At 54.5% G+C, this 25,520-nt stretch carries 24 protein-coding genes; 7 read left to right on the plus strand and 17 right to left on the minus strand.

All coding sequences use genetic code 11. The features are described from left to right. Positions 1–87 precede the first annotated feature (87 nt). The 4 genes from SK3146_RS16730 to SK3146_RS16745 all read right to left on the minus strand — a co-directional run bounded on the left by SK3146_RS16730 (position 88) and on the right by SK3146_RS16745 (position 5,154). Positions 88–1,542, minus strand: coding sequence for a SulP family inorganic anion transporter (locus tag SK3146_RS16730; protein WP_249866060.1), 1,455 nt, complete (start codon positions 1,540–1,542; stop codon positions 88–90). 258 nt (positions 1,543–1,800) lie between these two features. Continuing rightward, entirely contained in the window at positions 1,801–2,463 is a 663-nt protein-coding gene (gene rnhA, locus SK3146_RS16735) for a ribonuclease H (RefSeq protein WP_249866061.1), read from the minus strand. Positions 2,464–2,478: 15 nt separating this feature from the next. Continuing rightward, positions 2,479–4,248, minus strand: coding sequence for a DNA helicase RecQ (recQ, locus tag SK3146_RS16740; RefSeq protein ID WP_249866329.1), 1,770 nt, complete (start codon positions 4,246–4,248; stop codon positions 2,479–2,481). Positions 4,249–4,341: 93 nt separating this feature from the next. Further along, positions 4,342–5,154, minus strand: coding sequence for a glycosyltransferase family 2 protein (locus SK3146_RS16745; RefSeq protein ID WP_249866062.1), 813 nt, complete (start codon positions 5,152–5,154; stop codon positions 4,342–4,344). A gap of 385 nt (positions 5,155–5,539) precedes the next feature. Between SK3146_RS16745 and SK3146_RS16750 the strand changes: the two genes are divergently transcribed. After that, positions 5,540–6,343: a copper amine oxidase N-terminal domain-containing protein gene (locus tag SK3146_RS16750; protein ID WP_249866063.1), complete on the plus strand. Its 804-nt coding sequence runs from the start codon at positions 5,540–5,542 to the stop codon at positions 6,341–6,343. A gap of 319 nt (positions 6,344–6,662) precedes the next feature. Here the strand turns inward: SK3146_RS16750 and SK3146_RS16755 are convergent, their stop codons facing one another. The 9 genes from SK3146_RS16755 to SK3146_RS16795 all read right to left on the minus strand — a co-directional run bounded on the left by SK3146_RS16755 (position 6,663) and on the right by SK3146_RS16795 (position 15,539). Next, entirely contained in the window at positions 6,663–7,343 is a 681-nt protein-coding gene (locus SK3146_RS16755; RefSeq protein WP_249866064.1) for a GNAT family N-acetyltransferase, read from the minus strand. Positions 7,344–7,476: 133 nt separating this feature from the next. Continuing rightward, on the minus strand, positions 7,477–9,192 hold the full coding sequence (locus SK3146_RS16760) for an adenine deaminase (protein ID WP_249866065.1): 1,716 nt from the start codon (positions 9,190–9,192) through the stop codon (positions 7,477–7,479). A gap of 23 nt (positions 9,193–9,215) precedes the next feature. Then, positions 9,216–10,274 (minus strand): ABC transporter ATP-binding protein, encoded by a 1,059-nt coding sequence (locus tag SK3146_RS16765; RefSeq protein WP_249866066.1) that lies wholly within the window; start codon positions 10,272–10,274, stop codon positions 9,216–9,218. A gap of 14 nt (positions 10,275–10,288) precedes the next feature. Then, positions 10,289–11,077 carry an ABC transporter permease gene (locus tag SK3146_RS16770; RefSeq protein ID WP_249866067.1) on the minus strand — a complete coding sequence of 263 codons (789 nt, stop codon included), beginning with the start codon at positions 11,075–11,077 and terminating at the stop codon, positions 10,289–10,291. A 6-nt stretch (positions 11,078–11,083) separates the two neighbouring features. After that, positions 11,084–11,905 (minus strand): ABC transporter permease, encoded by an 822-nt coding sequence (locus SK3146_RS16775; protein WP_249866068.1) that lies wholly within the window; start codon positions 11,903–11,905, stop codon positions 11,084–11,086. Between the two features lie 154 nt (positions 11,906–12,059). After that, positions 12,060–13,148: an ABC transporter substrate-binding protein gene (locus SK3146_RS16780; RefSeq protein ID WP_249866069.1), complete on the minus strand. Its 1,089-nt coding sequence runs from the start codon at positions 13,146–13,148 to the stop codon at positions 12,060–12,062. Positions 13,149–13,546: 398 nt separating this feature from the next. Continuing rightward, positions 13,547–13,900 (minus strand): DUF2294 domain-containing protein, encoded by a 354-nt coding sequence (locus SK3146_RS16785; protein ID WP_249866070.1) that lies wholly within the window; start codon positions 13,898–13,900, stop codon positions 13,547–13,549. A 189-nt stretch (positions 13,901–14,089) separates the two neighbouring features. Further along, a complete protein-coding gene (locus tag SK3146_RS16790) occupies positions 14,090–14,662 on the minus strand; it encodes a DJ-1/PfpI family protein (protein ID WP_249866071.1) in 573 nt (190 codons plus the stop codon). A gap of 115 nt (positions 14,663–14,777) precedes the next feature. Beyond that, positions 14,778–15,539 (minus strand): class I SAM-dependent methyltransferase, encoded by a 762-nt coding sequence (locus SK3146_RS16795; protein WP_249866072.1) that lies wholly within the window; start codon positions 15,537–15,539, stop codon positions 14,778–14,780. A gap of 280 nt (positions 15,540–15,819) precedes the next feature. Here SK3146_RS16795 and SK3146_RS16800 point away from each other — a divergent pair, with 280 nt between their 5' ends. After that, on the plus strand, positions 15,820–16,473 hold the full coding sequence (locus SK3146_RS16800; protein ID WP_249866073.1) for a DUF2306 domain-containing protein: 654 nt from the start codon (positions 15,820–15,822) through the stop codon (positions 16,471–16,473). 21 nt (positions 16,474–16,494) lie between these two features. Here the strand turns inward: SK3146_RS16800 and SK3146_RS16805 are convergent, their stop codons facing one another. After that, positions 16,495–17,085: a YdeI/OmpD-associated family protein gene (locus tag SK3146_RS16805; protein WP_249866074.1), complete on the minus strand. Its 591-nt coding sequence runs from the start codon at positions 17,083–17,085 to the stop codon at positions 16,495–16,497. Between the two features lie 331 nt (positions 17,086–17,416). Between SK3146_RS16805 and SK3146_RS16810 the strand changes: the two genes are divergently transcribed. The 3 genes from SK3146_RS16810 to SK3146_RS16820 all read left to right on the plus strand — a co-directional run bounded on the left by SK3146_RS16810 (position 17,417) and on the right by SK3146_RS16820 (position 20,929). Continuing rightward, a complete protein-coding gene (locus SK3146_RS16810; RefSeq protein WP_249866075.1) occupies positions 17,417–18,412 on the plus strand; it encodes a glycerophosphodiester phosphodiesterase family protein in 996 nt (331 codons plus the stop codon). A gap of 161 nt (positions 18,413–18,573) precedes the next feature. Continuing rightward, entirely contained in the window at positions 18,574–19,521 is a 948-nt protein-coding gene (locus tag SK3146_RS16815) for a DMT family transporter (protein ID WP_249866076.1), read from the plus strand. A gap of 172 nt (positions 19,522–19,693) precedes the next feature. Continuing rightward, entirely contained in the window at positions 19,694–20,929 is a 1,236-nt protein-coding gene (locus SK3146_RS16820) for an acyltransferase (protein WP_249866077.1), read from the plus strand. Between the two features lie 184 nt (positions 20,930–21,113). Here SK3146_RS16820 and SK3146_RS16825 read toward each other — a convergent pair whose 3' ends face one another. Continuing rightward, a complete protein-coding gene (locus SK3146_RS16825; protein ID WP_249866330.1) occupies positions 21,114–21,692 on the minus strand; it encodes an LOG family protein in 579 nt (192 codons plus the stop codon). Between the two features lie 235 nt (positions 21,693–21,927). On the opposite strand from SK3146_RS16825, the gene SK3146_RS16830 reads away from it, so the two are divergent. Both SK3146_RS16830 and SK3146_RS16835 read left to right on the plus strand, forming a co-directional pair. Then, the gene (locus SK3146_RS16830; RefSeq protein WP_249866078.1) at positions 21,928–22,452 is read left to right on the plus strand and encodes an NAD(P)H-dependent oxidoreductase; all 525 of its coding nucleotides are present in this window, start codon (positions 21,928–21,930) and stop codon (positions 22,450–22,452) included. 136 nt (positions 22,453–22,588) lie between these two features. Further along, the gene (locus SK3146_RS16835) at positions 22,589–23,560 is read left to right on the plus strand and encodes an SPL family radical SAM protein (protein ID WP_249866079.1); all 972 of its coding nucleotides are present in this window, start codon (positions 22,589–22,591) and stop codon (positions 23,558–23,560) included. A 105-nt stretch (positions 23,561–23,665) separates the two neighbouring features. On the opposite strand, the gene SK3146_RS16840 is transcribed toward SK3146_RS16835, so the two are convergent. Together SK3146_RS16840 and SK3146_RS16845 are read right to left on the minus strand one after the other, a co-directional pair. After that, on the minus strand, positions 23,666–24,175 hold the full coding sequence (locus SK3146_RS16840; protein ID WP_249866080.1) for a DinB family protein: 510 nt from the start codon (positions 24,173–24,175) through the stop codon (positions 23,666–23,668). 78 nt (positions 24,176–24,253) lie between these two features. Further along, entirely contained in the window at positions 24,254–25,204 is a 951-nt protein-coding gene (locus SK3146_RS16845; RefSeq protein ID WP_249866081.1) for a helix-turn-helix transcriptional regulator, read from the minus strand. Positions 25,205–25,520 lie beyond the last annotated feature (316 nt).

The raw sequence follows: 25,520 nt of genomic DNA on the forward strand, positions 1-25,520 counted from the left end.
CGAAAAGAACAACGCCTGCCCCGAAGCATAGCGCTTCGGCGACAGGCGTTGTTCTCATCATTCTTTCTCGTTATATGACGCGGAAGCTCAATGCGGCGAACCGCCGGAGAGACCGACTCGCTCGATCATACTCCGGCTTTCCGGATTGAGACCCGTGAGGGTCACTTTTTTCCCGAGTCCGGCGTATTTCTGAGTCGCTTTGGAAATGGCGGTCACCGCGGAGATGTCCCAAACATGGGAAGCGCTCAGATCGATGACGACATGATCGGGGTCCGACGAGTAATCGAACAATTCGACAAAATGCATCATCGTCCCGAAAAACAGCTGCCCCGAAACTTCGTACACTTTATGCCCCTCGTCGTTCAGACGCGTTTCGCAGCGCAGCCGGGCCATCTTCCAGCCGAAGTTCAACGCGCTCAGCACGACGCCGGCGACAACGCCGATCGCCAGATCGGAAGTCGCTACGACGATCGCGACCGTCAGCACCATGACGATGGCGTCGCCGCGCGGAATTTTGCCGATCGTCCGCACGGAATTCCAGTCGAAGGTACCGATCGATACCATGAACATAACGCCGACCAGGGCGGCCATCGGAATTTGCTTCACGACGTCTCCGAGCACGATAATCAGGAACAGCAGGAACACCCCGGCCACCAGCGTAGACAAGCGGGTGCGACCGCCCGATTTGACGTTGATCACCGTCTGTCCGATCATGGCGCAGCCGGCCATCCCGCCGAAAAATCCGGTAATGATGTTCGCGATGCCTTGGCCGCGGATTTCCCGGTTTTTATTGCTCTTCGTTTCGGTCATTTCATCGACGATCGTCGAAGTCAGCAGCGTCTCCGTCATGCCTACGACCGCCAAAGCAAGCGAATAAGGCAGCAAGGCGAACAAGGTGCCCCAAGACAAGCTGATCTCGGGAATATGGAAAAACGGAAGCGCCTGGCGAATTTCGCCCATGTCGCCGACCGTGCGCACATCGGCTCCCGTCGCTACCGAGACGATCGTCATAATAATGATCGCCGCAAGCGCCGACGGGAACGCCTTCGTCAAACGCGGCAGCAAATAAATAATCGCCAGCGTTCCCGCCACCATAGCGTACATGACCCAGGTCGCCCCTGCGAAGTTGGGCAGCTGCGCCATGAAAATAATAATCGCCAAGGCGTTCACAAAGCCGGTAATGACCGACTGCGGGACGAACGTTATAAATCTGCCGACCTTCAAAGCTCCGAGAATCCACTGCAGTATCCCCGTCAGTACCGTTACCGCAAACAAATAATCCAAGCCGTACTTGGCGATGATCGGCCCCATCAGCGAAGCCATCGCTCCCGTCGCCGCCGAGATCATGCCGGGACGACCTCCGAAAAACGAGATGCTCACGGCGATCGTAAACGATGCGTACAGGCCGACCATCGGGTCCACGCCCGCCATAATCGAGAAGGCGATCGCCTCGGGAATGAGCGCGAAGGCCACCGTCAAACCGGATAAAAAGTCGTTGCGGACATTGCCAAAGAAACCTTGTTTCAGCCGTTCAAAAAACAAGAAAAATCCTCTCCTATTCCGTTGTTTATCTAGTTGGCGCTCCACTCTCAGGATTGCCGGGGCCGATATTCACTGCCCTAGATTATAAACGGTAAGAGATGATCTTTCACGCCATTAGACAAGCAGGAGAGGCGGAAATCGGGCGTTTCTCTTAGCAAACTTTCCATTTTCGCCTCATTCCGCATTATTTCTTGCACAGGCGACTCAGTATTGCGCTTTATGCATTCCGTCTGCCTCAACGGCCTGCAGCCCCGTAGACTATTTCCGCCCGTAATCGGCCTTAATTTCCCCCCATGCCTTCGTATCCCACTTGACGATCTTGTTCGTGTACGTATTGCTGCGCAGCCACTCCAAGGCCCGATCTACGAGCGTCCATATTTCTTCCGTCGACGCGTCCCGCGGCAAATTCGTCGCCACTTCCTTCTTGCGCACCCAGCTCATCGCCGTTACCGAATCGCTGTAGATGGTCATTGAGCTGTCCTTCTGCTTCAAATAAGCCAGAGCATGAACGATTGCCAGAAATTCGCCGAGATTGTTCGTTCCCTTCGCAATCGGCGGATGCTGAAACACGACCTCGCCGGTCTTCGTATACACTCCCTTATATTCGACAATGCCGGGGTTGCCCCGGCTGCCGACATCGACGGACAGGCTGTCCAGCTCGGCCTCCCCGGCGGCCTTCCCGCTCCCTGCGGAGGACTTGCGCCCCGAGCCGGAGGAAGCGGACGAACCGCTCTTGACGCCCGCCATCGCGAACGAGGCTTTCCAGCCGCGGGCCAAGGCGGCCTTGGCCTCCGCTTCGCTTTCATAGGCTTTAAAGCGCGCCTGCGGGTAGCCGTTTGTCTGCGTCTGGCATTCCGCCCACGTTTTATAGATCCCGGGCACTTTTCCTTCCCACACGACGTAATACTTTTGCTTGGCCACTACGCTACGCACCTTCTATCCGTTAAGATTTTTGAAAAATTCGATGAAATAGGCCCCGTATTTAAAAAATTTCGCTTCCCCGACGCCTTTGATCTTCAGCATCGCCGCCGGGTTCGTCGGCTTGACGCCGCACATCTCCCTAAGGGTGCTGTCCGGAAAGATGATGTACGGCGGAATCCCTTCGCGACGCGCAATCTCCAGCCGCAAGCCGCGCAGCTGGTCGAACAGCTCGGATTCGACGTCACGGACGACCGGCTCGGTACGAATGCGCATTTTCTGCACGACCCGCTCTTCCCCGGACAGTACCGACTGGGCTTTCGGCGCAAGCCGCAGCACCGGGTATTTCCCCTCGGTGATGATCAAGTATCCTTCGGCTACGAGCAATTGGATGAGATCGACGATCTCCTTCTCCGTCCGGTCCTTGAGCAGCCCATAGGTAGTTAGCTCATGGAAGCCCAGCTCGATCACCTTTTTGCTGCGCGAGCCTTTGAGCACCGCGGCAACGGTCGTCGCCCCGAAGCGCTCTCTCATTCGGCGCACGCAGGAGAAAATTTTTTGCGACTCGACGGTAATATCCGTCAGCTGCCGTTCGGTGCTGCAGCTGCTGCAGCGGCCGCAATCCTCGCAATCGTCGCCGAAATAGCGGACGATATAGCGCTGCAGACATTGCGACGTATGGCAATAATCCGCCATCTGCTGCACCCTGCGGTATTCCTGTGCTTGCCGCGCAGGATCGGCGATCGACTGCTCGATCAGAAACTTCTGGATATGAATGTCCTGCGGGCTGAACAGCAGCATGCACTCGCTGGGCTCTCCGTCACGGCCCGCCCGGCCCGCTTCCTGATAATAAGCTTCCATGTTTTTCGGCATATTATAATGAATGACATAGCGGACGTTCGATTTATCGATCCCCATGCCGAAGGCGTTGCTCGCTACGATCACTCGCACCTCGTCGTACAGAAACTGCTCCTGCGCCTCGGCCCGCTCTTTATCACTTAAGCCCGCATGATACTTGCCCACAGGCACCTTATTTTTGCGCAGCAGCTCATACAGGTTGTCCACTTCCTTGCGCGTCGCCGCGTACACGATGCCGACTTCCTCCGAGTGCTCGCGGATATAATCGAGCATCACATCGCGCTTATTCTCTCCTTTGATAACGGAGAAGGCGAGATTCTCGCGCGCGAAGCCGGTCACATGCATCTCCGGCTCCTGCAGCTGCAGATGCTTGACAATATCTTCGCGTACTTGATCCGTCGCCGTTGCCGTGAAGGCAGTTACGATCGGCCGCTGCGGCAGACGCTCGACGAGCCGGCTGATCGCCAGGTAGCTGGGGCGGAAGTCATGCCCCCACTGCGATACGCAGTGGGCCTCGTCCACCGCTACCATCGGCACCTCGACCTCGCTCATCAGATCGATGAACCGCTCCGATTCGAGCCGCTCCGGCGCCACATAGAGCAGCTTGTACTCGCCGCGGGCCGCCTTGCGGATTCTGAGCTCCACCTGCGCGTAGGTCAATGAGCTGTTAATATAGGTGGCGGGAATGCCGATGCTGTCCAGCCCGTCCACCTGATCCTTCATGAGAGAAATCAGCGGCGAAATGACAATGGTCGTCCCCTGCATTAGCATGGCCGGCACCTGATAACAAATCGATTTGCCGCCGCCTGTCGGCATAATGCCGAGCGTATCCTTTTTATCGAGAACGCTTCGAATCACTTTCTTCTGTCCGTCCCGAAACGTCGCGTAGCCGTAATATGATTTGAGCACTCTTTCGGCCCGCTCCATCATGCCTGCCAAACGATGTCTCCCCCTTCCTATGTGAACACTTGCTCCATCTGCTTTCTCACCAGATTTTTCTCCGGCCGCCGTTACGCCGGGCTTTTAAAGCTTGGCTCGTCTGGAGACGAACGGTTCCCCGTCCCACAGCACCTCCGTAGCCGCCCGCCGCGACTGCATCTCCGGTTCTTCCAGCAGCAGGAAGAAATTTTTGGTCGGCAGCTCGCCTAGCCCGTGCTTGGCGGACAATCGATCCAGATAAGGGCGCATATCCTCATGCACGCCCGACAGATTGCCTCCTTGCTGCGAGAAAGCGTACAAGGCGCTTGCTACCGGCACCCGCTTCACCTTCCCATGCGCGGATGCGCGCAGGAAGAAATCCCAATCCCAATAATGGTACATCTGCTCGTCGAACCATCCGATCCGGTCGTGGAGATCCTTACGGTACAAACAGCCCGAAGAGACGAAGGTCGAGAACCGCCGCATGGCCGCTTCGTCGTGCTCATAGGCGAATACGAACCGACTTGTCGCCCTGCGAGTCCGTCCGACCCATTCATAATCGAATATTTCCACATCCGAATATACCAAATCCGCATCGGCCGCTTCCTTGAGCATCCGCTCCACATGAGTCGGCAGCAGCAGATCATCGTCATCACATAGCATAACATACTCGCCGCGCGCATGCTCCAGACCGCAGTTTCTCGCTCGCACATGCCTGACGTTGCTTTCCAAATCGACGATGGTCATATCCAGCTCCGGATACAGCCAGCGTATCTCGTCAACCGGCTCGCCCGCATCGTTGACGATGATGATTTGCAAATGGCGATACGTTTGTCTCCATAGAGACTCAACCAGCTCGCTCACGCTATCCGGACGATTGTACGTCGGAATGATAACCGATACCAAAGGCTGATTCATAGGCCGTCTCCCTCCGCATGTTCACCAAGTTCCTCATGTCCTGTTTTCAAAACCCGCTATTGTCAAGATACCAAAAAAAAGCCCGAAGGGAAACAACTGCAAGCAACCTTTTATCTGTCCGAACGTACTTAACTTATAGGGATGTGCGATTTTGGACGCTTTTGGCAAGAGGAATTCCGGCTCTTTTGTTGAACAAGTATTAGATGAGCGTGCGTATGCCTGCCGGTACGGAGGCCGCGCGGCATAGTTTCTTGGCCTGCCGAAGACGCTCGTTACAGCTGGGCCGGCGCCTATTTCCCGGATAACTCGCCACAAAACGATCCCGCCGCCCGAAACCATATAGAAGTTTTTACCTCACACCCTAGAGTCAGGAGGAATGTTCCGCATGCCGTGGTTAAGAAAAATTCGCTTGCCGCAGCTCGCCTTATTCGTATCCATGCTTCTCCCGTTCGATCTTCCGGTGCATGCCAGCGCTCAGGATGCCGTGCAAATATATTTGTTTCAGCAAAAAGTGCAGTGGGAGCAACAGCCGTATATCGAGCAGGGCAATACGATGGTGCCCATGCGCAGCCTCTTCGAGAAGCTGGGCTTTACCGTAGAATGGGACCCGGGCACTCAGACCGCGACGGCGACCAAAGGAGATTTGACGCTTTCCTTAACCGTCAGCAAAGCAACGGCAGCGGTCAATCAGACCCAATATAATCTGGAGGTTGCGCCGCAGATCAAGGACGGAAGCACCTTCATTCCTCTTCGCTTTGTCAGCGAAGCTTCCGGCTCGGTCGTAAGCTGGGACGAAGCGGCCCGAACCGTTCATATCGATACGCCGGCCGACGATCCGAAGCAAAAGATTCATAATCTGATCGATAATATTACCCAGAGCAGCAGCTTCACGCAAATGGTTCTGGCCATTACGGAAGGCGACGGCATTAAGAAAAATGAAGTGAATATAACCGATGTCGCTCTGAGCAGCGACGGTCTTACGGCCAAAGCCAAGTTCCAGGTCGGCTTTACGGTCTCCCAAGCGGTTAAGAAAGGCAACGGGGTGACGATTTCCCCATCGGAAACCGCGTTGTACGAATTTACCTGCGACGTCTACAAGGACAAGGCCGGCCAATGGCTGCTCAGCTCGCCTCCCGCTTCCATGAAATATGAACTGGTTGAGAAAAAACCGTTTATGGACGCATCCTAAGAGTCTGTCCGATGAATCGCGTAGACAGTATCTATGCAAAATGACAGTCATTATACAGCGTAGCGGCAACATATACCGTCATGATTCAATCGCTGTGCACAAAATCGGACGGATTCCTAACCGAATACAAACCGGCAGCAGGCTCCTTGCTTTTAAGCAGGGGGCTTGTTTTATTCGCAGAAAACTTGGCCTTTGATTACATCTCTTATTTTATAAGGAATCCGTTACAAACCCTGTAATAACAGTCTATAAGCAGGAGACAATATAGTTAAAAGGACCGCTCACTTTCAGAGCAGTCCCTCTTCCGTTCGATCTGATTTTACAACGGCAGCAGCCGCACCTGTTCGAGCTGCTTTAATTGTGCCACCATATCGTACCAAGCCTGCGGCTTGTTCGGCAGCACGGCGTAATACCGCTCCAGGAAGGCGGCGATCAGCGAGGCGTGAATCGCCTCCAGGCTGTCCGCATCGTCTCCGAACGGCATGAAGCCGAGGTCCAGCTCCTGCACCGCGGCGCCGTCGTTATGCCACGACGGATGAACATAGCCAAGATCGAGCTTGCGGTAGCCGATATGGGCCAGCACCTCGCGGCGGACGAACGGGTCCATCGGCTTGACGCCGCCGAAGCTGTGATCCTGCGCCAAGTAAGGGTTGTAGATTTCGGCGAACATCCCGAGCAGACTGCCGCCGGTGGCGCCCACCAGCGACAGAAGGTCGCTTGTCCGCTGCTTAACCAGGAACGGCCCGATGCCGAGCCCTTCGCGTCCGATAATCGTAAAATCGGTCATCGCGACCTGCATATCTTCGTAGTAGCGGTACTCGGTAGCGCCCACTACCTGCCCTTCGTGAACGGCTACGAACACGCGAATGCCCGGGTCCTGCAGGGGCTCGGCCCATAGCTCATACTCCAGCACTTCCTCCGGCGGGAAGACGGTTTGCATCAGCTCATGCATTTGTTTAAAATACGGATCGGCTATATTCGTAATACGATGGTAATCCATGTTCTCCCACTCTCCTCATCTTAACATAAAGCTAGTATAGCAAGGGTTAAGCTCCAATCCAAATTTGAACCGGCGGCATACCAAAAGAGCCTTCCGTACCCATGCATCCGGCGGAAGGCCCTTCTAAATATTCCTATTCCTTATCCATCAACAACGGCACCACTTGACCGCGATTCACGTCGATCAAGCCGAAGTCGGTAATCTTTAGCGCAGGGCTGACCGGCAAAGAATGGGTACTGATCGACATGATCGGATTGTAATGATTGTATCCGAGCGCCTCCATCGCCTCGCGCAGCCGCTGTACTTCGGCGGCAGTCTGCTCCAGCGGCTCTTCCGTGAGGATGCCGCCTACCGGAAGCCGCAGGCTCGCCAGCACCCGCCCGTCTTCTACGACGCAGAACCCGCCCTGGCCGGCGATCACTTCATTGGCCGCCAGCATCATATCGGCGGCGCTGTGGCCGACAACCAGCAGATTGTGGTTGTCGTGAGAATACGTCGTGGCGATCGCACCGCGGCGGATCGTATCGCCGCCGATCAGGCCGTATGCGCGGCTGCCGGTTTTGCCGTATCGCTCGAACGTCGCGATCAGGCCGTAAGGGCTCTCCTGCCAGCAGACTTCCCCGCCGCGAACTTCGACCTCGCCGTGGGCTTCCTCGGTGAAGGTCGAGCCGTTCTTCACCGTCATCACGCGGCCGAGATATTGCCCGTCCTGCTTCTCCGTACGGATCGCAAAATCCTGCTCCGTCAATAACGGAAGTTGGACGCTATGGTAGAAATAGGAAGGGAAGGCGTAGCGACGCTCCGTACATTTGTACTCTTCCTGCGCATCATACACTTTACTTCCCCGCTTATACACTTGTCCAATGGTCAATTTATTAAGATCGGAGAGCAGCGAGAAGTCGGCAATCTTGCCGGGAGCGATCGCGCCGCGGTCCAGCAGCTTCATCCGCCGCGCGGGGGTGAACGTCGCCGCATAGATCGCTTTCTCCGGCGTCATCCCCATGCCGATTGCCTTGCGCACAATATGGTTCAAATGCCCGCGGCGCTGGAGGGAATCCGGCATCACATCGTCGGTGACGAAGCAGAAATGCTCGGACACCTCGTGCTCGATCAAATAGCCGACCACTTCCTCGGTCATCGACTTCTCCTGAATCTCGATGAACATGCCCGCGGCAATCCGCTCCTCCATCCCTTCGATCGATTGATGCGTGTGATCGGAGTCGATGCCGGCATATATGATTCGCTGCAGGTCTAGATCGAGCAGCTTCGGCACATGGCCCTCGATAATCAGGCTCGGGTAGTTGGCGCGAATATGCTGCAAGATCCGGTTCGTCTTGCAGTCCGGATCGTTGATCACATCGACGTAGTTCATAATCTCGCCGAGACAAGCGATCGTCTCCGACTGCAGCAGCGCGTCCATATGCTCGATCTCGATCGATCCCCCCGACGTCTCCATCGATGTCGCAGGGACCGAGCTCGGAATGGCATAGAACATATCGGCGACGCAGTGCTCGCTGGCCCGGATCATCTCGGTCACGCCGGGAAGCCCGAAGACGTTGGCCATTTCATGAGGCTCCGGCACGATCGTCGTGACGCCGTTGCGGATCAGCCCGTAGGAGAACGTTTCCGGCGTCACCATTGTGCTCTCGATGTGCAGATGGATGTCGACGAGGCCCGGAATCATCCAGCGCCCCTCCGCATCGACCACCTTGTCCGCCTCGAAGCTGTCCTCTCCCCTCGGACCGATGTACAGAAATCTTCCGTCCAGCACAGCGGCGTTGCCCTGCGTGAACGTTTTGAAATAACTGTTATAAATCATTGCATTCTTGATGAATAAATCGACTCGCATGCCCGTACCTCCCACATACCGCACTACTCCACCAAAACCAATTTTTCACCGGGGAACTGCAATCTGACCTCCCGGCCGTTCAAATAAGGCAATTCCATCTCTTTATTGACGGTAAAATCGCCGAGCGCCGTTTCCACGACATATTGGTAGCTTCTGCCGAGGAAGGTGCTTACCTTCACGCGGCCCGGCAAACTGTTGCCGCCGGCCGGCAGCTCCTCCGGCGTCCCCATCACCACATCGTCGGGACGGATGGCGCCTTTCTTGCTTCCGTTCGCATTCGCCGAATTTTTGACCACGCGAAATACGATGTCCCCGGTCTTCAGCTCGATGTCATCGCCCGCCTCGCGGCGGTCGTCGAAATGGATGAAGTTGTTGAAGCCGATAAAGCGGGCCACGAACTCCGTCTTCGGATATTTGAAGATCGTGGACGGGCTATCGAGCTGCTCGATAATCCCTTTATTCATAATCGCCACCTGATCGGAGATAGAAAAGCATTCCTCCTGATCATGGGATACGTACACCGTCGTAATGCCGAGCTCCTGCTGGATACGGCGGATTTCCACCCGCATGTTCACCCGCAAATTCGCATCCAGATTGCTCAGCGGCTCGTCGAAGAGCAGCAGATCCGGCTCGATCACGAGCGCCCGGGCGATGGCGACGCGCTGTTTTTGCCCGCCGGACAACGCTTTGGGGAACCGCTTCTCGAAACCGGCCAAGCTGACCACGTCCAGAATGTGATGCACGCGCTTGCTGATCTCGGCTTCGTTGACTTTTCTCAGGCGCAATCCGAACGCCACGTTGTCATACACGGACAGATGGGGGAACAGCGCATAGCTCTGGAAGACAAAGCCGAAATTGCGCTTGTTGACCGGCACCCGCGTATAATCTTTGCCGTTCAGCATAAACTTGCCGTCCCGCGCCTCCAGAAACCCGGCGATCAGCCGCAGCGTCGTCGTCTTGCCGCAGCCGCTCGGCCCGAGCAGCGAGATGAGCTTGCCCTTTTCAATGTTCAGGTTAAAATCTTTCAGTATATAGTTTTGCTCGTAAGCAACCGATACGTTTTCCAGGGATAGCAATGCCATGGACGAATCCTCCGTTATCGTTTTGTAAAGTAGGACAATCCCATAATTCTTTCAATAATGAACATCAGCACCGCGGTAAAAATCATCAGCAGCACCGAGATCGCGGCGATCGTCGCATCGAAATGATTCTCCACATACGTCAGCATCTGGATCGGCAAGGTGCTGATCCCGGGTCCGGTCATAAAGACGGAAATGTCCACGTTGTTGAACGACTCCAGGAAGGCGATAAGCACCGCGGCGATAATCCCGGACTTGATGTTCGGCAGCACGACCTTAAAGAACGTCTGCAGGTGACCCGCTCCCAAGCTCAGCGCCGCTTCCTCGATGGAGAAGTCGAAATTCGACAAGCTGGAGGCGATAACGCGGATGATGAACGGCAGCATAATGACCGTATGGCCGAACAGCAGCGACAAATAGATCGGCAGATGATATGTTATGATCAAATATTTGAGCATCGTAAAGCCGAGCACGATCCCCGGGATCAGCACCGGCGAAATGAATACGGCGTTCAGCGCATCCTTGCCTTTGAATTGAAACCGGCTCAGCGCATACGCGGCGGGCACCCCGAGAATCAAGGCGAACACATTGCCCAGCAGCGATACGACGATGGACGTCTGGAACGTTTCCATAAACATTTTGACTTTAAAAATATTGGCGTACCATTTCAGCGAAAAGCCTTGCGGCGGAAATTTGAGAACCGTCCCCGGATCGAACGACGCGGCGGCGATAATGATAAGAGGCCCCAGCAAAAAGATATAGACCAGAAGCGTAAACAGGCTTAAGCCTCGATTTTTTTCCTGCATACGATTCTACTCCTTCGGGTTGAATTTGTTGGCCAGTTTGTTCATAATTCCGATAATGATGAAGGTGATGGCGATCATAATCGTCGCTATGACCGACGCCAAATACCAGTCGTTGAGCGTAATCGCATTTTGATACAGGAAGGTCGAAATGACCCTCTGCTTGCCCCCGAGCAGCGCCGGCGTCGTATAAGCGGTCAAGCTGCCGACGAACACGAGAATGCTGCCGATGATCAGCCCCGGAATACTGAGCGGCACGATCACCTTGCGGAAGGCGGTAAACCGCGGCGCCCCGAGGCTCTCCGCCGCCTTGATCAAATCGGGATCGATATTTTCCATCACGCCGACCAGCGTAATAATGATGAGCGGCAGAAACAGATGAATCAGACCGATCATCATCGCCGCAGGCGTGTACAAAATATCGAGCGGCTCCTTAATGAGCCCGATCGCCGCCAGCGTATTGTTGAGCAGTCCCTTCTTCCCGAGAATGATCATCCAGCTGAACGACCGCACGACCGAGCTCGTCAGCAGCGGGAAGATGGCCAGCGCCAGCAGCACGCCCTTCTTCTTCATGCTTTGCTTGGAAATATAGTAGGCTACGGGAAATCCGACCGCGATACAGATCAGCGTCGTGACGATACTGACTTCCAGCGTCGTCCCCAATATTTTCAGAAAGTACGGATCTTTGAAAAAATGAAGATATCCTTCGAACGTAAAGCGGCCTTCCTGAAAAAAGGTGGAGCCTATCGTCAGCACGATCGGGATCAGCATAAATACGCACAAAAACAGAAATCCCGGCAGCAATAATAGATAGTAATAGGTTTTCTTCATCCAGCTATAGCTCCTGTTCTCGTATGGCTAAGTTTGCAGCGTGCGCCCCCGTCATTGCAAGCCCCCTGCCCGATATGCTTTTGTTGAGAAAAAGGAGGGTACATGCCATTGGTCATGTCATATACCCTTCGCGTTCAACCGATATACGGCCGGATTATTGAGTTACTTCTTTATTGAAACGATCGATCCATTTTTTCAAATTGGCATTGACGAATTTCATGTCCAGCTTGCGCAGCTTGGCTACGACGTCGGCGCCGTAAGTAATGCCCTGCGCTTCTTCGGCCGTCAGCTGCAGCGTCTTGTTAACCGGGGAATCGATATGAGCCTTCGCGGATTTCTCCTGAGCTTCCTTGCTCAAATGCCAGTTGATGAAATCTTCGGCCAACTGCTTGTTCTTGCTGCCCTTAACGACGTTGATCGTGTTCATGATCGCATAGCCGCCTTCGGACGGCGTAATGAATTTCACGGTCGGCACGGCCGCTTTCAAGTCTTTCACATACATTTCCATGATCGGGCCGCCGGCAATTTCGCCTTGAGCCAGCATGTTCACATACTCGGAGGTTTGGCCGTAATATTTCACGACCGATTTGTTCAGATCCTTCAGCTTCGCGAACGCTTGGTCTTCATTGAACGAGCTGCTTCCCGCAACGACCGACGCGGCATCCACCATCATCGGGCCGCTGGTCGACGTAATGTTCGGCATCGTCAGCTTCTTGGCGAATTCCGGACTCCACAGATCCGCCCAAGACTTGATCTCTTTGCCGCCAAGCGCTTTCGTATCATAGGCGATGCCAAGCTGGCCGACCGTGTAGGCAGGGCCGTAATCTTCGCCGAGCGGCGCCTTCGCCACATCATAAATATCGTTCAGGTTCGGGATACGGCTGCGGTCGATCTTCTCGAACAGGCCCGCTTCGATCCCCTGCTGTGCATAATAGTCGGATAAATAAATCAGGTCGACATTGGAGCTGCCCTGCTTCACTTTGTTCAGACGCTCGGCGTTGTTGCCGATTTCCAGCACGATTTTAACATTATGCTCTTTCTCGAACGGCTCATAAATTTCTTTGCGGAAAAAGTCCTCCGAGAACCCCCAAGTGGAGATAACGAGCTGTGTCGGCTCGCCTTTGCCCGCCGATTTGTTCGTGTCCGCCGCCGCTCCTCCTTGCTCCTTCGGCACGCCGCAGCCGGTAAGAGCCAGTCCCAATACGGAAAGCGAAAGAATACCTTGAACCCATCTGTTTTTCATCGTCTTTGTCCTCCAATATCTTTTCTTTGTCGTTGCCCAGAACCGGGCGGGCGAAACGCCGGACGGGTCCGTCTCCTGTCAAGTCATTGCCTGGCCTGCATGCCGGCCGCTTCGCAAGCGGATTACTGCCTGAAACGGCTTCGATGCAGGTCTTTAGGTTTTTTCTCTAGTATTTTACAACCCCGGCAATCTATGCATTCTCCGGTACCGCCGTCGCACTCCCGGCCGGTTCCCCCTTTTCCTTCTTGCTTATAAACCTATAAAAAAAAGAAAGCGCCCTTGGTAGAATAAAAAGCTTCTAACAAGAGCGCTTTCCATTGTAAACAATGTCCAGCGGCATCCGTTTCGTCGTTGGTTCGGTTTCCTCTTAAGATAAATCAAAAGAGAAACAGCCGATGTTATTCGGTTGTGCTTTCGCGCAAAATGACATTAGTAATGGCCCACTGCGTCGGCGGATCGTAGTCTCGCAGGACGGCTTCAATCGCAAGCCCCATCTCTTGTTCGAGTTTCTCCCGGATTCGCTTCTTATAGATCGACGACATGTAGAAATCAACCTCGTACTTCAGCGTAGGCGCTTCGCCCTCCAAAGCGGTAGACCGCGGCGAGCGGCGGTGCCTGGCCTGGTACGTGATGATATTATGATCGATCGAAGCCTTCAGCAGCGTGGTACCGAATCCGAACAATTCCTTGGATACCTCGTTGTAGATGTGACACAGCTGCTTTTTGATTTCGTTAGAATCAGTTAGGGGCATATGTTCACCTTCTAGAACCGTCGTCGGATTCATATAATTTCATCATACTGAAAAACGGGCTATTTTTCAAGGGATCGTTCGGATTTCTTTCTGCAAAAAGTCATTCAAACCTAATTTTTAACAAAAATCAGGGAATTTTCCGAATGAAAACAAGTCATTCTCATGAAGACATCCTATGATTTGCGCCAATTACCGGTTCATAATATCCCGATACAGCTTGTCTCTCTCCCCCTGCTGCCCTTCGTAAATGTTCAAATAATCAAACAGCGCAAACGAAAAATCGACAAAGGCCCGTCCTTGAGCCGTTATAATATGTCCGCTCCGAACGACGCGCCGGTTCACATAGCTGCGCCTCGGAAAAGGGTCCTGTACGCCCAGAGCTTGAATCCGCTCCGGCGAGCAGGAGGTCGTAAAGTCCGTGCCGTCCAGCACGCCCGCCCGGCCCAAATATTGCGGTCCGTTGCAAATGGCGGCCAGCAGCGTCCGCTCCTCGTCCAGCTTGCGGATCAGAGCGGTCAGCTCCTCCCTCTGCTCCCGGATCGGGCCGCCGGGGATGATCAGCGCTTCGATATCGTCAAGCCGCAGCGCATCCTGTACGGTCCGATCGGGCATATAGAACAGCCCCGACTCGCTGACGACAGGCTGAAGCTCGTATCCGGCCGTCATAACGGTTCTGCGGCCTACGTTCTTAATCTTATGCAGCGCCAGCGTAATTTCGAAATCGGCGAATTCCTCGGAAATAAAGCATACTATCGTTCCCATGACGACACCCCCGTCTATTGTCTCCAACCCGGCCGGACGATACCGGCAAAGCGGCGGTTCCATCCAACCTTCATCCCAAGAAAGCTGTTGTCGATGGTGACAACAGCTTTGTTAATTATTGCTTTCGTACGGCTTCAAAAGTAATGATTTGGCCTGCATTCGACGGCTGACTCTTGTAAATATAATCGGCAGAGCATGTAATATCCGAGAAACCGATGCTCTCTAAAACAAGCCTGAATTCCTCAATTCCATACCAGCGCAATGCAAATCGTTGCAGCTCGGTTTGAATCAGTTTTCCCTGGCGCCATTTCTCATATTTTATATAAGATACAGTACATTGCTGGAGCCAATCCATTTCAATCGATTTGCTTTCCAGCGTAATCCCCTCCCCATTAGGCAGAGGATACGCGGAAGTAGCGATCTTTCCGGTTTTCCAGTCGTGAGGCAATAGCAGATCGACAATAAGCCGCCCGCCCGGGGCCAGATGCCGATAAAAGCATTGCAATGCGCCCAGAGACTCCTCCCGCTTTTCAATCAAGCCAAAGGAACCTGCAGGAATAATAATCGCCTCATACTGGAAGGGCAATGAAAAATCCTGCAATTGACCTTCATATAAACGAGGGCTTAGTCCTCTTTCTTCGCAACGTTTACGACAAGACTCCAGCATTTCAGGAGAATAATCAATTCCATCGACGATATATCCGGCCTCAAGAAGCGGAATCAAAAACCGTCCTGAGCCGACCGCCGCTTCCAGAATACGTCCCTGACAAGTTTGCAGTCTTTCTTGGTAATATTCAATATCGCCGTTTAAAGAAAACCCTACAGGCTTCGTCAAATCGTAGAGCTCGGTACAAAGCGCACTGTAATAACTAAACATAGATCATTTTCCTCCGTTTTTTAGTGCACGGAAGGCTTTAATAAAAGAACTTTCTAAAGTTATCTCTTCCGTACCTCGAATTGAATAGATGAGTGTAAGGATCTGACTGTCATGGGAAATCACTCGCTTTCCATACAATTTAATCACATTATACAGTAATTTCTCATACTTGATAAACGGCCCAGCTCGAATATTTTTTTCATTTGATAAAAAAACGAAGGGATCGATTCATGCGGATCGTCTTGTATAGCAACCAAAAAATTTAGAGGAGATGAAGCAAGTGAATACAAAAGCTTGGGTTCGTATCGCAGTATCTTTATTAGCGCTGTTATTAATCGCTTATGTCGTTATGCAGTACGGCTTGTCCGACCCGAAGAAAGCGGGACTGATCGTCCAAAAGCTTCGCGAGCCAAATTTTCATTACTTCCCCTGGATCGTGTTGCTTTACGGACATATTGTAACGGCCTGTCTCGCCGTCATTCTCGGCCCGCTCCAGCTGTTTATCCGAGTGCAGGGAACCTGGGTCCGCTACCACCGCATGCTGGGGTATCTGTATGTGGCGGCGATCACGTTCAGCGGTTTGATCAGCATCTACTTGTCGCTGTTTGCGACGGGGGGCTGGAAAGCGGGTCTCGGCTTTTTCACTCTGGACGTCCTGTGGGTAACGACGACCTGGATCGGCGTGAAGCGCGCCGTAAACCGGCAGATAACGGCTCACAAGCAGTGGATGATCCGCAGCTATGCGCTCACGCTCGCCGCGGTCAGCTTCCGCGTATGGCTTATGGTCTTTTCCATGCTGACCGGATGGTTCGTCCAATCTTACCAGCTTTCCGCATGGGCTTGCTGGATCGGCAATTTGATCGTCGCCGAGCTGATTATCCTCTATGCCTGGAAGAAGACCCGGACAGCCGTCAGAGCCGGCCGTACGTACTAGGTTCCCTGGCGGCGGTCGCGCCTACGGAGCCGGCTTCGGCTTGCGCGTGAACGGATCGACCGTAAGCCCTTGCTCCGATGCCGCGATCAGCGCGTTTAGCCGCTTCATCCGGGTTTCTTCCTTCTTGGCGCTGACGATCCAATGGATCGATGTTTTCCGGTACGACGCGGACCGGCTTTGGAAAAACTCCCATGCTTTGGCGTTAGCACGGAATATCGCTTCATAGTCGCCTCCAAGCTCGGCAGGGATTTTCTGCTCATGAGAGTAGATTCCGGTCTTGTCCTCTCTGCGCTTTTCGAACGCGTGCAAGCCCGCCGGGCGCATCCGCCCGAGCTCGGTCAGCTCGGCGACCCGCTTTACATTCACTGTGCTCCATATGCTGCTCGGCTTGCGCGGGGTGAAACGGATCATATAGCTTTCGCTATCGATTCCTTTGCGCACCCCGTCGATCCAGCCGTAGCACAACGCTTCGTCCACCGATTCGGGCCAGGTCATGCTGGGCCGGCCTGTGCCTTTCTTATAGTAGCCGACCAGCAAGGCGTCGGCCTGCTCATGATGCTCTTCCAGCCAGGCGCGGAATTGCGCAGGGTCGGCAAAAAACAACGGCTCCATCACAGTCGCCCTCCTTGATTCTCCGGTCCGGCCGCTTTTGCGCCGATTTTCCGGTTCCTTGTTATACGCCATTTTCTGTAGGAAACCCGGGCCGGGCTGAACATGACCTGGACCGGTCGGTGTGGACCTTGGGCTGAACGGGACCGCCCCGCCCGGGCTGCAGCCAGCGCCCGATAATAATCGTGCGCCGCTTCCCTCATACGTATTCCATCATCCGAACGTCATGCCCCGCCCATTGAAGATCGGCCTCCAAATTCGCTACGATAAATAGCATCGGGCACGCCGCAAAAAACGGACGGCCGCCTATACAGCGAACCGGGAGGAATTAGCATTGAAACGACTAACCCAGCAGCTGAAGCGGAAGCGGATATGGATCGCGCTCGCTCTGCTCGCCTTCATCTATTTTAATAACTGCTCTTGGCTGAGCGATCCGCCGCAAGGCAGCCCGTTTCTTCTCGCCCACCGCGGCATGTCCCAGACGTTCCCCATGGAAGGGATTATGAACGACACCTGTACCGCGGAGCGCATCTACGAACCCGAGCATCCTTATTTGGAAAATACGATCGCCTCCATGGACGCCGCCTTCAAGGAAGGAGCCGCTGTTGTCGAATTCGACGTGCAGCCGACGCTCGACGGCCGGTTTGTCGTATTTCACGATTGGACGCTCGATTGCCGGACGAACGGCTCCGGCGTGACGAGAGAGCATACGGTATCGGAGATGCAGGCGCTCGATATCGGCTATGGATATACCGCGGACGGAGGGAAGACGCACCCGTTTCGGGGCAAAGGGATCGGCATGATGCCGACGCTCGACGAAGTGCTGAGCACGTTCCCGGATCACGAATTCCTTATTCATATGAAAAGCGACGATCCCGCCGAAGGACTGCTGCTCGCTCAATATTTGCGAAAGCTTCCGTCTTCCAGACTGCAGCAGCTTACCGTATACGGCGGCGACAATCCGGTCGCGTCGGCTAAAGCGTCCATTCCCGAGCTGCGCGCCATGTCCAAATCGACGATGATCCGCTTTGTTCTGACCTATGCCGCCATCGGCTGGACCGGTTACGTTCCCGACTCGCTCCGGCACAGCCAGGTCCATATTCCGGAGAAGATAGCACCGTGGCTGTGGGGCTGGCCCAACCGCTTTATGACACGGATGACCGACGCCGATGTCCGCGTCATTATGGTCGGCGGCGACGGCACCGAATTTTCCAGCGGCTTCGATACGCCCGAAGATGTTCGGCAACGAATTCCGGCAGCCTATACCGGGGGCATATGGACCAACCGGATCGATCGGATCGCTCCTTTATTCCCGAAGGAAGCACCCTGAAACCAACGCGGAAGGATGCGTCCCGCCCCTGCTGCTACCGGCTGCACCCGTCCTTGCATACAGAAATGAGATCGTTATATTTCGGTGATTTCCCCGCGGGCCAATCTGTGCTTTAATGGAGGAAGAACACATCATTAAAGACCGGATAGGAGCAAGCTTCTGTGGGAACTGCAAACCGATGGATTTATGTTGTATTGGCCTTTGTCGTCGCATCGTGGGGACTGAATATCGTCATGGTGAAATATTTGACCGAAACCGCGCCTCCGTTCCTCGTAGCCGCCGTTAGAATGCCGCTCGCCGGACTGGCGCTGCTGCCGTTCGTGCTGCGCAAATACGGCTGGTACCGACCGAGCCGCAAGCAGTGGGGGCTGCTCTGCCTGATCGGACTGACGTCGATCTTCTTTCACCAGCTGTTTCTCGCTTCGGGCGTCGTGACGACGACGGCGACGAACGCTTCGCTCATTCTCGGCCTGAATCCGCTGACGACCGCTTTGCTCGCCGCCGTATTCGTAGGCGAGAAGATGAACGCGCGGCTCGCGCTAGGTATCGCGGCAGGCTTCTCCGGCGTCGTCATCGTCGTGCTGAGCGGCTCGGCGGATGCGTCCGTCGAAGTATCCGGATGGGGCGACTTGATCATGGTGCTGTCCATGCTCGGCTACGTGGCAGGCGGCCTGCTGATCAAGACGATTGCCTCTACGGGAATGCCGACCTTGGTTACGACGGCCTACTCCACGCTGATCGGCGGCATTCTGCTCAATATCGGCGCTTTCGCGCAGCTCGGCCCCGGCGCTTACGGCTTGGTTCATTTCGACGGCACGGGCTGGCTCGTCATGCTCGCCTCCGCCTGGATCGCTTCCTCGCTTGGCACGCTCGGCTGGAATCACGGCATCAAGCTGCTCGGGGCGAATAAAACGGCAATGTTCATCAACGGCATGCCGTTTGCCAGCATGGTCGGCGCCGTGCTTTTTCTGGGCGAGCATATCCGCTGGATTCACGTCCTCGCCTTCGTGCTGACGACGCTGGGCATCGTGATCGGCACCTACCAGCCGCGCGGCTTCGCGCCCCGGAAGCCGCCCGCTGCGGCAGGCTCCGGAAAGTTGAACGGATAGCGCCGCCCCGCTTCGGGATACTCCCCGGCATTTCGGGGCTCCCCGCAAAGTACCTGAATCAGCTTCGAAGCCAAGACCCCACTTTGCGGGGTTATTTTACAATAAATTGGAAGTTTATTTTCAGCTAATCTTAAGCTTAGGGTAATAATAATTTCATATCGCCCTCCTATACTTGGTTCTTGTACACAAGATCAAGGAGGGGATCGTCCATAGGGTAGCGAAGCCGGCCTCGGCCAAAGATCAGTTGAACATCATTTATATCGTTCGAGCATTAGCCATACTTGGCGTCATCTTCGTTCACGTCACATCGATTCCGGTCGGGGAAATTGTCGACAAAAGCTCTTCGATGTTTTTCTATTTTAACTTTTTGAACGTATTCAATAAATTCGGTACGCCGACCTTTATTTTTCTTAGCGCGCTTGTACTGTTTTACAGTTATTTCGATCGTCCGCTGAACGGAAAATTAATCGCGCGGTTTTATCAGCGCCGATTTTTATATATTTTAACGCCTTATCTGATTTTTTCGGCTTTTTATTATGTGATCCAAATTTATTACTCGTTCGGAGAAACATGGGGGCAGTTCGCTCAGCATGCGTCGTTCGCCGATTTTTTCACGATGGTGCTATACGGCAAAACCTTCTATCATCTGTACTTTGTCTTCATCAGCGCGCAGCTGTACGTATTGTTCCCGCTGCTGCTGTGGTTTTTGCAGCGCTATCCGCGGGTGACGAAGCATCTGATCTGGATCGGACTGGCACTGCAATGGGCCTTTGTCCTCTACAATCATTTCAGCCTGCATTACGCGGATAAAGGCCAGCTTGCCATCAGCTATATTTCGTATTATTTGATGGGCGCTTTCTGCGGCATCTATTATCCGGCCGTCAAGGATTGGATGATCGTGACTTGGAGTAAGCTGTTTTCGGCTAAAGCGCTGCTCTGGATTCCGCTTTGGGCGTTATGGATCTTCTCCAGCTTCGGCGACGTTAACTTGTGGTATCAGACCCGCGTCAACGACTTCAGTGCGAGTGCGCTGCTGTACGAATGCTACTGGTTTTTCCATACGTTCACATCGCCGTTGATCCTGCTGCAAATCTCCTATTTGTTGTATCGCAATCTGAACGCCAAAGTCGTCAATACGATCATTCATCTCGGAGTCGCTTCATTCGGTGTGTACATTATCCATGCGGCCGTGCTGTTCTATTATTTCCGGCTTCCGGTCAGTTACACGCCGGCTACGTATTACTTGTACATCGCATCGGGATATGCCGTCACCCTGCTCATCTCTTGGACTATTGTCGGCCTGGCGCAAAAATACGTCAAAAGCTCTTGGATGCTTTTCGGCTCCAAGCCGAAAGTGCTGCCTTACGTGCAATCGCGTCCGGTCGCAGCCAGGCATACGACCGCTTGATGCCGCAAGAAGCTGCCCGAAAGCGATCCTGTCCGCAGTTGCTTGCGACGCGTTCCTTATTGCAAGCATTCTCTTATAAAAATGCCGAAGGACCCTCTAGCTCGCAAACTGCGGAGATGGGGTCCTTTTGACGTTGACTGGCGCCCGGCTGCGTCCGTTTGACCTCCCAATTCGTCGGATGAGTCTATTTAAGCTCTACCCATTTCTTCCCCTGCTCAACCGGAACATAACGAAGCAGACGTTCGACGAGAAGGGCGGGATCGGACTCGACGACGAGCAGCCCGAGATTTTCCTCGCGCATGAAGCCTTCCTTCGCCGTATGCTCCAGCATCGCGATAAGCGGATTGTAGAACCCGCGTACGTTCAGCAGCCCGATGGGCTTCTTGTGAATCCCGATTTGCGACCAGCACGCCGCTTCGAACAGCTCTTCATAGGTTCCGAGTCCGCCTGGCATCCTGATAAATGCATCGGACAGATCGGCCATCAGCTGCTTTCTCTCATGCATCGTCTTCACTTCATGGAATTCGGACAAACCGGTATGGGCGATTTCGCCGCGGAACAGCCCCGTCGGCATAACCCCGATCGCCTGTCTCCCCATCGACAGCACCTTATCCGCGACGCGTCCCATCAAGCCTACGCTCGCCCCTCCGTACACCAAGTCGATGCCATGGACGGCAAGCGCTTCTCCGAGGCGAAGCGCCGCGTCCTCATAATCGGAATGATTGCCCGGATTGGAGCCGGAAAAGACGCAAATGCGCCGGATATCGTTCATCATGGACTGAAACCTCCTGCGTTAGACCAAATATTCACTTAGTATACGGGAAAACGGCCGTTCCGGCTAGACCGGGACCGAAGCGAAGCAAACCGGGCGAGGCGGCTCCGGTAATCGCTTCGAAGCCGCCTACGCCAGCCGAGTAACGCCGACAACGGCTGGTTACACTAATCCGGTGCGCAGCCAAAACGCTTGCCATCCCATTTTCCAAGGAGATCATGCTGATATGAACGTTCTTGTCATAGCGGTTCACCCCCATATGGAGCAATCCCGCATCAATAAACGATGGCTTGAAGAACTGAAGCAGCACCGCACGGTGACGATTCACGATTTGTACGCCGCTTATCCCGATGAACGCATTGATGTCGGCCAAGAACAGGCACGGCTGGAAGCTTGCGACCGCATCGTGCTCCAATTCCCGTTTTATTGGTACAGTTCTCCCCCTTTGCTAAAAAAATGGTTGGACGACGTGCTGACCTACGGCTGGGCTTACGGCTCTTCCGGGGATAAGCTGCACGGCAAACAGTTCGCTCTGGCTGTATCCACCGGAAGTCCTGAGGAAGCCTATCAGGCGGGAGGCCGCAACCAATTCTCGATGAGCGAGCTGCTCAAACCGTTTCAGGCGACAAGCAACCTGATAGGAACGGTCTTCATTCCCCCGTTCGTTCTGCACGGTATTCATGCGTTATCCGAGGAAGAGCTAAGTTTGAACGCCAAACGCTATGCGGATTATGTCCTCCAGCCGATGTAGAGAACCCCTGGCTGCGTGCGGCCAGGTTCAGCCAAAACTGATTTTTCCAGCTTTATTCCTCTTGCCATATGAAAGCCGCTTTGTTACGATGTAATAAGAACATATGTTCCTATTACATTCGAAGGCAGTGAATGCTATGGATCGTCCCCGACGGATACAATACGAACCGCTGCAAGCCAAAACCATTCTCAATTCGGTCAAAGCGCCCTCCATGCCCTTTGATTGGTCGATCAACCCTTATCGCGGCTGCCAGCACGGCTGCAGCTTCTGCTATGCCCGCTCTACGCATTCCTTTCTCGGCGTGGAAGCGGACGATACGTTTCAGCGGCATATCTTCATCAAAGAAGGCGCTGCGGACATTTTGCGCGAGCAGCTGCGCAAACGGCTGCGCGGCAAGCATCCCTCGGAGCTCGGCCAAGTAGCCATCGGCACGGCGACCGATCCGTACCAACAGATCGAAGCCAAGTCCAAGGTGACGCGAGGATGTCTGGAGGTGCTGGCCGAATACCAGGTGCCGGTAACCATTACGACGCGTTCTCCGCTTATTTTACGGGACATGGACTTGCTCCTGCAGCTTCCGCTCGCCTCCGTAAACATCAGCCTCAGCACGCTGGACCCGCTTGTGTGGCGGCAGTTCGAGCCATCCACTCCGGCACCCGCCCAGCGGCTGAGAACCGTGCGCAAGCTGGCCGAATCCGGCATTCCAGTCGGCATTTTTGCCGCTCCGATACTCCCTTATTTGACCGATAGCGAGACGGATCTCCGCTCTCTTCTTGCAGCCTCTGCAGAGGCCGGCGCCGGGTTCGTCATGCCGTCTTACTTGCGTCTCAGCACGCCGGAGGTGAAGGTTTGGTTCTTTCAGACGCTGCGGCAGCATTATCCGCAGCTTGCGGCGCCGTATGCCCGGCTGTATCAGGCTTCGTCATCGCTTCCCCCCGAATATAAGACGCCGAAGATGCAGATGATTAACCGGCTGCTTGAACTGTATCCGCAATTAAGACATACCTTGCGGTCTCCTTACAACCCGCAAGCTGTCCCCGTTCATGAACGGACGGCCGCAAAGGACGATGGCCGGGAGCAGGAGCCCGTTCAATTAACCTTATTCTGAAAAAGACAAAAGAGCTGACCCGAGAAGCGTTCTGCTCTAGGATCAGCTCTTCCGGCTGTCTGCGCTTGCCGTAACGATAAGGAAGACGGCCGCAGCCTTCCGCCCTTAAAGGAGCGGCTGCATCCCTTGCTCGATCCAGTCCTCGCGGGTAGGTCCGTAAATATCCGGCGTACGAAGTCCGGCCTGTCTCATCAGCACAGTCATCTGTCCGCGGTGATGCACCTCATGCTGGATCAGCACATGCAGCGTCAGCCCGTTAGCCCATGCTTCGCCGCCGTACATCTCGCTGGTCCGAAGCAGGTCGGCGTCGGTCCACTGGGATTGGACCGCCTCAAGCAGTTTCTTGCTCATACTGCCGTACGTTTCGGCGATCGCTTGAGCCGAGTTCGGAGCCGGAGTATGCTCATCTCCGGGAAGCGGCGGAAGCTGGAGTCCCGTGCGGGCGAGCATCTCATACCCCGATGTCGCCACATGCCATGCCAGCTGGCCCAGAGTGCGCAGCTCGGGACCGACGGATTGACGCAGCGACGCATCGGTCAACGCGTTCATTACGCGTTGGGTGGCCGCGGTCTCATTGCTCCAGCCGGCCGCAAAGGATTGAACGGATGTAAACATAACTTAACAACCTCCTCGATTCATTAGCGGTTACATTTCATACATCCAATATACAGCAGCAATACTGACAGCATTATGTCAAGGTTTTCTCGCGGGCGTGTACATTTCCACGATTTTTTGCGCAATCTCCCGAATGGATTGGGCCACGCTATCCGGCTCGATAATTTTCACATCCGTTCCGCTGCTCAGCAGCATGTTGTACAGCCACGGCTCGTCCGGCTGCTCCGTCGTTACCAGCAGCGTGCCGTCCGGCTGCGTAACGATGTCCGCATCCCTGTAATAATCCTGCACTCTCGGCTTCATACGCGGTTGAAACTGCAGCACCAGACGGATCTTGGCGGTATCCGGAGACCGGTTCCACCCGTAACCCAGCTGCTCCAGCGTCTTCGGACGGCGGACGAACGTTTCGCTTAGCACATGCAGTTCTTCGATTCGCGATAGCCTGAACACCCGATAATCCTCTCTCAAACGGCAATAGCCGTATAAGTACCACACGTATCCTTTCAACACGACGCTCATCGGCTCGCAACGCCGCTCGGAAGATTCCCCCTGCGAATCCGTATAAGAAAACCGGATCAATTTCGTACTCCGCGCGGCCTCGCGAAGGATACCGAGCTTCTCCTTGTCGGCCTTGCCCCCGTGCCAAGGATTCATATCGATAATCATTTGCTGGCTCATCTGAGCCAAGGCGCCTTGTTCCGTACGCGACAGCAGCGCGCCCACCTTATCCAGCAAGCCCCCGATCTCCTGCTCATCGAGCGACGAACGGACGCCCTTCAGTCCGATGACAATCGATTGCAGCTCCTCCAGGGATAAAAACTGCCTGTCCAGCCGGTATTGATCCATAATTTCGTAACCTCCGGACGCTCCGGCATAAGATACGATCGGGATGCCCGCCTGGTTTAGCGTCTCCAAATCCCGATAAACCGTTCTAAGCGATACCTCGAAGCGTTCAGCTAGCTCTTGGGCTCCTACCCGTTTGCGGTTAAGCAGCAGCATCGTAATAGCCAGCAGTCGGTCGAGCTTCAACTTTCATCCCTCCAGCAACTATTTGGTTAGCTACCTACTTCGATTCCGTCCCCTTTATTTCCTGTTCTACCCATGTAAATGGATGAGTCCTGGAAGAACAAATCCCCCAAAAGCGACGTGATGCTCTGAAGCTTATTGCGTCCGCATCCAGCCTAAGCTGGATCGGCGTCTAACCCTTCCTCTGGGATCGTTCTATGGGTAGACTTTCCTTTCGGGGGAGCCCCCCGATATCCACAGGATATGGCTGCGCATCATTTCCTAAACAATAAGAAAAAGACAACCTCATGAAAGGCTGCCTTTTCCATATTCGTTGCGG

The sequence above is a fragment of the Paenibacillus konkukensis genome, from assembly GCF_023523925.1.
Taxonomy (GTDB): domain Bacteria; phylum Bacillota; class Bacilli; order Paenibacillales; family NBRC-103111; genus Paenibacillus_S; species Paenibacillus_S doosanensis.